An 8,722-nucleotide genomic window follows, 5' to 3' on the forward strand; every position below is an offset into this window, starting at 1 on the left:
ACTCACGAAAAAAGGAAATACCGCTGTTATAACCAGCGCTGGACAGGTTAAGAGGGCAGACTTGTATATTCGTAAAAGGTTCAGGCCCCGTTTAGGAGCCTGTTTTTACTATTTGATTGAGATGGTTATTGGCGGATGGTGTAGCGAATATGCAGAATAATATCGCTCAATGCTTGCAACATGGCTTGCTGTTTGCCGGCCGCATTCGGGAAGTTGAGTGTTAATGTGCCGGTATCGTTAATCGCTATCCCTTCAAACGGCAGGAACTTGCCATTGTTGAAATCTAACTGGAATTGACCACTGTCATTCATCCCGTGAGAAATTGCCAGTGATTTACAGCTTTCAGCTAATCCGGTTTCATTTCCACTGTAGGCCAAAATGGCTTGTACATCTTGGTATGGCCCTAACAGGGCTGGCAGGGTGACACTGATCTGTTTAATGCGCCGAATGTTGCCTACGCCATTGCCTTCTGGGTAGTCGTTATGCAGTGACAGACCTGACAGAGAGATTTTGGCGCTGAGTTGGTCGTTTTCTAATGTAACGGGATGATCGTCAACGGGTTCAGTTGTACTACCTGTTAGTAGGGCAGAGATACGTGTTGCCAAATTAAATGATTTTTCTGGCAGTGTTCCATAAAGTTGCGCCAGTGAAATAGTACGTTCCACTTCCAGAGCGCGTTGATCCCATCTCAAATAGGCATTTTCCATTTGCGCCAGATTCAGCATCAAGATTTCACCGGCGAGCAGACCGGCGTGCGTCCCCTGCCAGGCGCCGGGTTTGATAAAGTTTGCTGTGGCATTATGAGTCTCCCAACGATAAGCCATTTCTGCCATCAGACAACGGGTTACGGCCAAATCGTAAAATTGGAAGTAGATAGCAGCTAGCCGACCACGTAGCCAGTGGTACAACGCTTGATTACTGAATTTACGTTGTAGGAAAGTCAATTGCGCCTGAGTCTGTTCCTGTTGGGTTTTCAGGCTGGTTTTCTGCAACACCGCAGCTTCACGGCGTACTGCCAACGATTGAAGTTGGGCATCGATTTGTTTTATCTCTGCTTCGGCATTGTTACGTTGGATTTCCCACTCCTGACGGCGACGGCGATAGGTTTCAGACTGGCTGATTTTATCCGCTTCGGTGTTCATAACATTTGCGGAGAATTCCATGACATTACCTGTCGCTTCGGCAATTGCCCCCCAACGGCTGCCGCCATCAGCGAAGCCGAAAATGTTGGGCGCCAGATCAAGGGCAGCGCCTGCCAGACGCGATGCTTGCAGGGCAGTGCTAAGGCCAGCAACGGAGGAATGCAATGTTATTACCCGGTTTTCACCTGCATTGATATTTTCATCGTATAGCTTTTTGTAGCTGTTAAAGCGTGATTGCGCTCCAGCTTTGGATTTCTCCAGTACGATTTTTTCCGCATCCAGCTCTTCTAGGGTTTTGTCCTGTATGCTGAGATTGATCAATATCAATTCTGCCGCTTGATTCTGCAATAGCGTATTTAAGGCTTCCGCATCCTGACGTTCGATAATATTTTGTAGCGTGGAACCGAACTGTGTTAGCTGACTTACTATACCGCGTGCATTTTCCAGCATGTGCGGGAAACGCCACAGTGACATGAATGACGTTGGTAACTTGCTTCCGCCTTGTGAGCTAGCAACAGCGGCACTGAGTAACGCTTTTGGATCTGCCGGTGTGGCGTAAATAGACAGATGCAAGGGCTGTCCGTCGATAGAGAGGTTATGGCGCAGGTTATACAGCCGTTGCTCCAGTTTCTGCCAGTAGTTTTGCATCACTTCATTGACCTGTGGCAAGAAAAGATCTGTCGGGTGGCTGTGCCGACTGATATCACCTTGTCGCAGGGCGGCCATTGCCTGGGCGTGCTCTTCTTGTTTTTCTATTTTGGCGGCATCACCTAAACTTGGTTTACTCCACTCTAAACTGAACGATAAATCAGGTTTATCGCCTAACAGATGCAGTGCTTGCATATACCACATCTTGGCTTCGTTGAGTGTGTCCCGTTCTAACTGACGATAGGCGTAATCTCCACGGTCCAGCAACAGATCAAGGGTGCGCATAAAAGTAACGACTTTGTAGTGCATTGGATCATATTGCGCTATGGCATCGGGATCGACCGAATTCAGTGGATCATCATTCCAACTGGTATCTTCCAATAATGGGCGGACATTCCAGCGGTAGTGCTGAATCTGACCATGCTCAATATAACCGGATGGATTCCAGATATATTTCAGCCAACGGTTGGCTTCATCGAAGTTTTGCTCGTGTAGCAGGCGATGAGCAATCAGCATCGGGGCATAGTAGAATAGTTCCCAAAAATAGAGGCTGTTAGCACCGTTGAAATCCATTGGTTCCGTGTGCTGATCGATAAGAATGGAAACATCAAGAAAACCCTTATATTTCTTAACGATTGTCTCAATATCATTTATCACGACTTTCTTATTATCAGCATCATTAACCAATATAAATTTCTGGTTAGCCAAATTAAACTTGAATAAGGCTGTTTCCCAGTTTTGTTGATCCTGATAAAACTTATTCTGATATTCTACTGCTATTTCGACGCGTTCTTGTGTATTAGCCCAAGGGATGAAAAGAGTGACGTTAGTTTCGGTATCAGTTAATATTACTTTGTGATATAAGTTCATCAGTTTGTTGTCATTTCTTATATGAATTTTAAACCAACGTTCTCTGCCATGTACATTTTGATCATATTTAGGAAGAGTGAGATAAGTAAAAAATCCTTTCCCTAACTGAGGTTCTGGCAATTTCTGCGTTTTTATACTTAAAATAGTAGCGATTCCGGCCGTGGCGCGATTAATTAATTTACAGGCGAACAGCGTATTAAGGCGGATACGATAGGCTCCCCACTGCATATATTGCGCCCCGTTGGTATCATTGTGAATAGTCAGGATATTATCATCAGTTGTTTCTGATGAGGTGATCCTATACTGATTATTAACCTTTATGCTGCGATTGGCATCGGTACTGGTATCAAATTGGTTACAAATGTTAGGTGTGTAATCTCTAGGATTTATATCTTCGGGTAATATATTGGAGGAAATATGTAGCCCTTTTATTGGTGCATCTATTGTGTATTTATCCAGTGCGTCCTGTTTTTGATAAAATATGACTAATAACTTATTGTCTTGGTGATTTGCACAGTAGAACCCTAGTTGTTTTCTTATTAGTTCTAGTTCTAATCGATCTAATTCCTTCTGAATATCCTGTTGGTTCAATTCCAGCTGTTTTTCCCTTACGCTTATCTCTGTCGTTGATTGCCCCTGTTCACGCAATTCTCTCTCCCATTGCTCCAGTTGTTTTTTCCGTTGTTTTATTAACGGTGGCAATAGTTTCAATGATTCTGGTGGCTCTATAGGTTGTGGTGGACTTATTGGATTCAGTGGTGCGAGTGGTTTTAGTCGCTCTACTTCTTCCTGCTGTTCTTTCAGTTTATCTTCTAATTGTTTTTGGTACTCTTTCAATTGATTCAATAAATCTGATGTTTTTAAAACATCAGATACTTTGTCACTGACATTAAAGGTTATTGGTGTATTCCAGGTACCGTCATAACGGATATGTGCTAATTTTAGTTCATAATGATAATCTTCAACGGTTTGATTGTTATCTGCTTGTTTAGCAATTTTCTTTTGCTCCAGCCAGATCAGATACAGGCGAGATTGGAAAATTACCGGACGGATAGTGCTCTGATAGGAATTTATTGGACAGTCAATTTTGTGCCACTCACTCCAGGCGTTAGCAGGAAACTTACCGTCGCTGAATTTATTGTGATCCACGCTACGCCAATAATATTGATTCACTTCTGTTTTACTGTGCCCGATAAAGTAGGTTAATCCTTGATTACTATTGGTGTTGTCATGGTAAGCACTGATGATTTCCAGATTAGCCACCTGTTCAAACGACGTCAGATAAGACATAAAGGCGTTTTCTACTGTATCGGTATTCAATTGGCTCTGGCTGATGGATTGCAGCAACGTATCCATCATTTTTGTTCGCCCGATACGTATCGTTGGATCGATGTAATTTTCAGGATAGTAAACCAGCTTAGTCATGCCGGCCCAGGTGCTGTAGCGTTTATTGTATTTATCCCAATCGGTAAAGAATGGTCGGCTGACGACCGGCGAAACTGCGTTTTCCTCCATGTTTTTCAATGCGCGGTTAATATACAGTTGGATGCTGGCGATAGCTTCCGCAATCGGGGTGGTTTTGATGGCGGCGGAAACTTGGTTATCAATCAATAAGTATTGGTATAGGTCATCACGGTTTTTAATTTCTGCATCTTTATCTTTGTTGGCTATATAATACGCGCTTAACGCAGCGCTGCGAGACTCATCCAGAAACTCATGTAGCGCGTCGGCCTTTTTGGAGTCCAGTCCGGCGATTAATATCGAGGCGACGTTTTCCCATTTGGTATAGTCATCGGAAGATAATAGTTGCGCCAGTTCAGAAACACCCTGTGGAGAGATGTTTAATTGACGCGCGATGTTAACCCATTGCAATAGGTTGTCGATAGATGGCCAGTTGGAGAAATTAACTTGTGCTTGAGTGCTGGCTTGCGACAACAGATTCTCATCAAGATTCATGGCATCAACCAACTGTTTTGCCTCTAATGTTCCCTTTTCAAATTCGGTCAGGACAGAAGAGGCTTTTTCACCCAGAGAGTTAACCCAGTTAGTAAAACGTGTCAGCATTATTAGTGATAATGCATTGTGTGTTGATGTTGTTCCTGCGGTGAGACCAAAGCATTGTGGTCTTGTGACAAACAGACGTAAGGTGCTTTCGCTAAGACCGATAGAACGATAAATCAGCGCCAATTGTGCCAGACATTGGCAATATTGGACCGCTTGTTCTTCTGTTACAGCGGTTGATTGCTCTGGATTATGTGAAGCTTGCAACCATTCCCAGAATTTTGTTGCAGTCATTGCACCAGAGCCAGGTTTTAGTTGATCTGCCCAGTTGAGTATATAATAAGCGGTATTTTCAGACGGCAATTGCAGAGCGGCGGCGATGTAAGGCGAGATCTTCGACAGAAGATTTGCCTCGTTTTCGCTGTTAAAGTTTTGCAAACCATTGTAGACAGCATCTAGCAGGTTCTGGATTTCCGGCGTTGGGGTTTTGTTATAGTCGGTGGTAGTCATCATAAACAGCAGGTACATACTCCACTTCCGTGTACGTAGCCAACTGGTAACGGCATAGAGTTTGTCAATCAGAGCAGCCAGATTATCATCACTAATCTCAAATAAACTGGTTGATTCTTCACCTATGTTAACCAACAGTAAATTCAGTTCATTAACAGTTAGTTGATGGATATCTGCGAGTAATTTGGCCAAATAGAGATAAGAAATATTGGTTAAATTATTGATTATTTTTCCATTGTCATTGTCAAGATGGGTCATCTTTAGTAATTGATAAAGTGAAATATCATCGACATTAAAAGCCCGTTTAAGCACTTCTTTTTGCCAGCTATCGGCATTATTTGGGCTTAAATCAATCTCTTCATCATCCCAAATATGGAAATCCCGATCATTCAATGGTGGGGTATTAAATAAACGACTAAATTGATCAGGGCTGTGGCGATAGTAATTGTGTGAAATTGGCGCATTGCATAGTATCAATGCAGTTTCAGCGTTAATATTGTAACGCTGCATATAGTATTTAACGCGAAAGATTCTCTCTAATATCTCTGTGTTGATATCGGGGATATCACTCAATTCATCGTATATGGTAGGGTTATATTCTAGGGTGACTTCTACAGGTTGCGATATTTTCTGATAAGTACTGCTAAAGGCAATATCTTTAAGGATTGCCGGTGCCATGTCTGTGGCCCGTGACAGAAGAATAATCTTATTGAGTCTGAGTAAATAATATTGAGCGGGTTGTTGGCTACCATATTCGGAATTCATTTCCTCATGTATTCGTATAATATTTTGTTGGTCAATACACTGGTTAACTTCTTCATCAGTTAGATTGTAATAACTTTTTAGATATTCTAGCGTTGCCATTAAAGAAGGCTGAATATCGTCAAGATTTTTTTTATAAAGCCTTTTAATTTCCTCTTCGTCATCTGTGACCTTCTCCGTTAGGATATTAAATAGTTCTGGAGAGATAAAAATATTAATTCCCAACAGGGCCGTTTGATATTTCAGTTTAGCGATTGTTGTTTCTGGGGAGGTATTGAATTGCTCAAATACCGGAGCTTGTAATTGAATAACTTGACACACACTTTCATAAGCATCGTGATATGGCATTGAACCAGAAGAGCGAAAGGTTGATAGCGCTTTCATCACGTTAGTATGGCCTTCCAGCCCGGTCAGTGTCTTAATCCCTTCCAGCAACACCTTATTAGACAGAGAAAGTGTAGAAACTTCATCATCCATATTTTGCTGGCTGAGTGTCAGTGATTTTAAATCAGGGCGGCGTTTATCCAGATGGTAAATGGAACTTTCCGCATGTAAATCCTGAGCTTGCCGATAAAGCTCAGTCAGGTAAGCAGCAAGAGAGAACATGGAAGAGACCGCGCCTGGAGCGACATACTGGCTGGCGCGGCCACCAAATTTACTGTTATAACCTTGCTGATCAGCATGAGGTTCTGTAATGGCAAGATGTACCGCATTTTGTAATTGGGGATTAGCACGTTTGAGAATACTAGCCTCATGCAGTCGATTAGCTTTTTGTGCCTGTTGCGTCATTTCAGGGTGTTCTGACGTGATTGTGCTCATGTTTATTCCTTTTAAATGTTAAATAGGGTAGTTATGCTGCCCTGCGTGTCATGGATACAATAAAAAAGTTATTGATATTCATTAAAATAAGGCAGCAAATATGACGTCTGATAACGGGTTGAAATAGGCTGAAAGTAACGGGTAGATAAAACGGTATCATTCGGTCATTAACTATTTCATTACGTTATTATCTATTGTTTCTCTAAATGCCTGCGGCAATGCAATAACAAAATTTATAATAACATAAATAATAGTTAATTTTATTAATGATAAGTTTATGAAATAATTGCTATTGTTTTGAATGGTGTTTTATGGAAAGTAAAGTGATTAATATTTTGTGATGAGCGAAGAGAATAATTAGAAAAGACGTTATTTAGACTATATATTAGTCTGTATAAAGTAGTGATTTTCAATGAATGTGGTTATTATTTTTTAAAATTATTAATATACCAAATTGATTTGAAAATGCAGGATTCAAGTATATACAATAAATTTCCTGTAAAAAAAGAATATTGTGACTGGACTCAATATATAGATAATACTCATATACACATAGTTGTATTTGTGTCATGTTGATGTTGAATTTTTTTCATAATGGGATTTTGGAGGAGTGTGATCAATTTAAAGAAAAAACAATATTGCTAAATATGATTTAGGCATTGCAAAAATCAATTTATTGTTTTAAGTCCGGTTAGACCGGTTTATTTAACTCAGTTATGTTTTTTCTTAGCAAAAATCGTCGTAAGCCCTTGTATCTTTAAAATTGATTGCAATGTGACCGAGGCGAGCGAGTGCCGCCAACAAAGAGGCAACTTGAAAGATAACGGGTCTAGTCCTTTTTGGGTTATCACTACACACACATGAATATGAGATGACAAATGAATACTGACTGGATGAATGAAGAGGTTTCAAACTTATTCGATCAATATGATGATTATTTGGAGGAGAGACTTGGGTACACGCCGCTGATTGAGAACCTTAAGGAGAGTTTGGGGCAAAACATATCGGTTCTTGATTACGGTTGTGGTGGTGGGAAAGTGTCACGTCGGCTAATTGCTGGAGGCATAAAGACGGTAACGGGAGTAGATATTTCACAAACTATGGTGGACAAAGCCTCCAGCAACATCAATCGTGGCAATAGTTCTTATCATCAAATCAAAACGGGTGTCCTTGATTTCAATGATAATACTTTCGACGCAGCTATATGCTGTTATGTGTTCGTCGGTACTGGCAAAAAGTCTGATCTTTTAAAAATCGCCAAGGAAGTTCATAGAACATTAAAACCTGGCGGTATTTTTTATGTATTGGATACCAATCCGGATTCTGCTGGGATTAAGTTCAGTTCTTTTATGAGCGGCGATCTAAATAAAAAATACAATGATGGAGAAATCAAGCCAGTGTATTTAGAGCTGCCGAATGGAACTATTTTTAAGATTTCAGATACGCATTGGCATAAAGATACATATTACAAAATCTTGAACGAGGCTGGGTTTAACACTATTGAGCTTTTTGAACACAGTGACGAGGATGTTTTAAAAGATACTGACGGTCTACGATGTTACCCACCTTTCGCTATGTTCAAAGCCACTAAATACTAGATGCTTCATATCTGACCGATGGAATTCCTTGCTTATTACAAAAATGCCGGTGAGGGATTCCACATGACTAGTTTCGAAGATGAAAAGTAAGTAGATCTGAGAGAGTTTCACTGAAAAATTGGCATTCCAGTGAATCCTTTTCTTCCTGCGCCTCTTTTTCATTCATTTACTGTTTCTTGCCCTTTTAATGAGGAAAAAAAGCCATAAAACCAGTCGGTACGGGTTTTCCCTTGCTTAAATTATAACCTGATTATCACTTAAATTCAGCTCCCATAGGCGTATACTTAAAATAAGTCTGTGTGGAGGTAAATGAAAATGGCTAAAAATCAGATTCAATTCCAAAAAGGCATTTCTATTCATGAGTTTATTTCA

General features: G+C 40.8%; 2 protein-coding genes. One reads left to right on the top strand and one right to left on the bottom strand.

Annotated features, from left to right (window positions below):
- Window positions 1-125 precede the first annotated feature (125 nt).
- Window positions 126-6,752: a Tc toxin subunit A-related protein gene (locus EAE92_RS16270; RefSeq protein ID WP_214068835.1), complete on the bottom strand. Its 6,627-nt coding sequence runs from the start codon at window positions 6,750-6,752 to the stop codon at window positions 126-128.
- Window positions 6,753-7,630: 878 nt separating this feature from the next.
- Here EAE92_RS16270 and EAE92_RS16275 point away from each other — a divergent pair.
- Window positions 7,631-8,350 (top strand): class I SAM-dependent methyltransferase, encoded by a 720-nt coding sequence (locus EAE92_RS16275; RefSeq protein ID WP_214068836.1) that lies wholly within the window; start codon window positions 7,631-7,633, stop codon window positions 8,348-8,350.
- The last annotated feature ends 372 nt before the right edge of the window (window positions 8,351-8,722 follow it).

Source organism: Photorhabdus hainanensis (assembly GCF_018448965.1).
GTDB classification, from domain to species: Bacteria; Pseudomonadota; Gammaproteobacteria; order Enterobacterales; family Enterobacteriaceae; genus Photorhabdus; species Photorhabdus akhurstii.

Excerpts from the sequence above, each read along its gene's own strand:
- EAE92_RS16270 (WP_214068835.1), bottom strand. The coding sequence starts at position 6,752 with ATGAGCACAATCACGTCAGAACACCCTGAAATGACGCAACAGGCACAA.
- EAE92_RS16275 (WP_214068836.1), top strand. The coding sequence starts at position 7,631 with ATGAATACTGACTGGATGAATGAAGAGGTTTCAAACTTATTCGATCAA.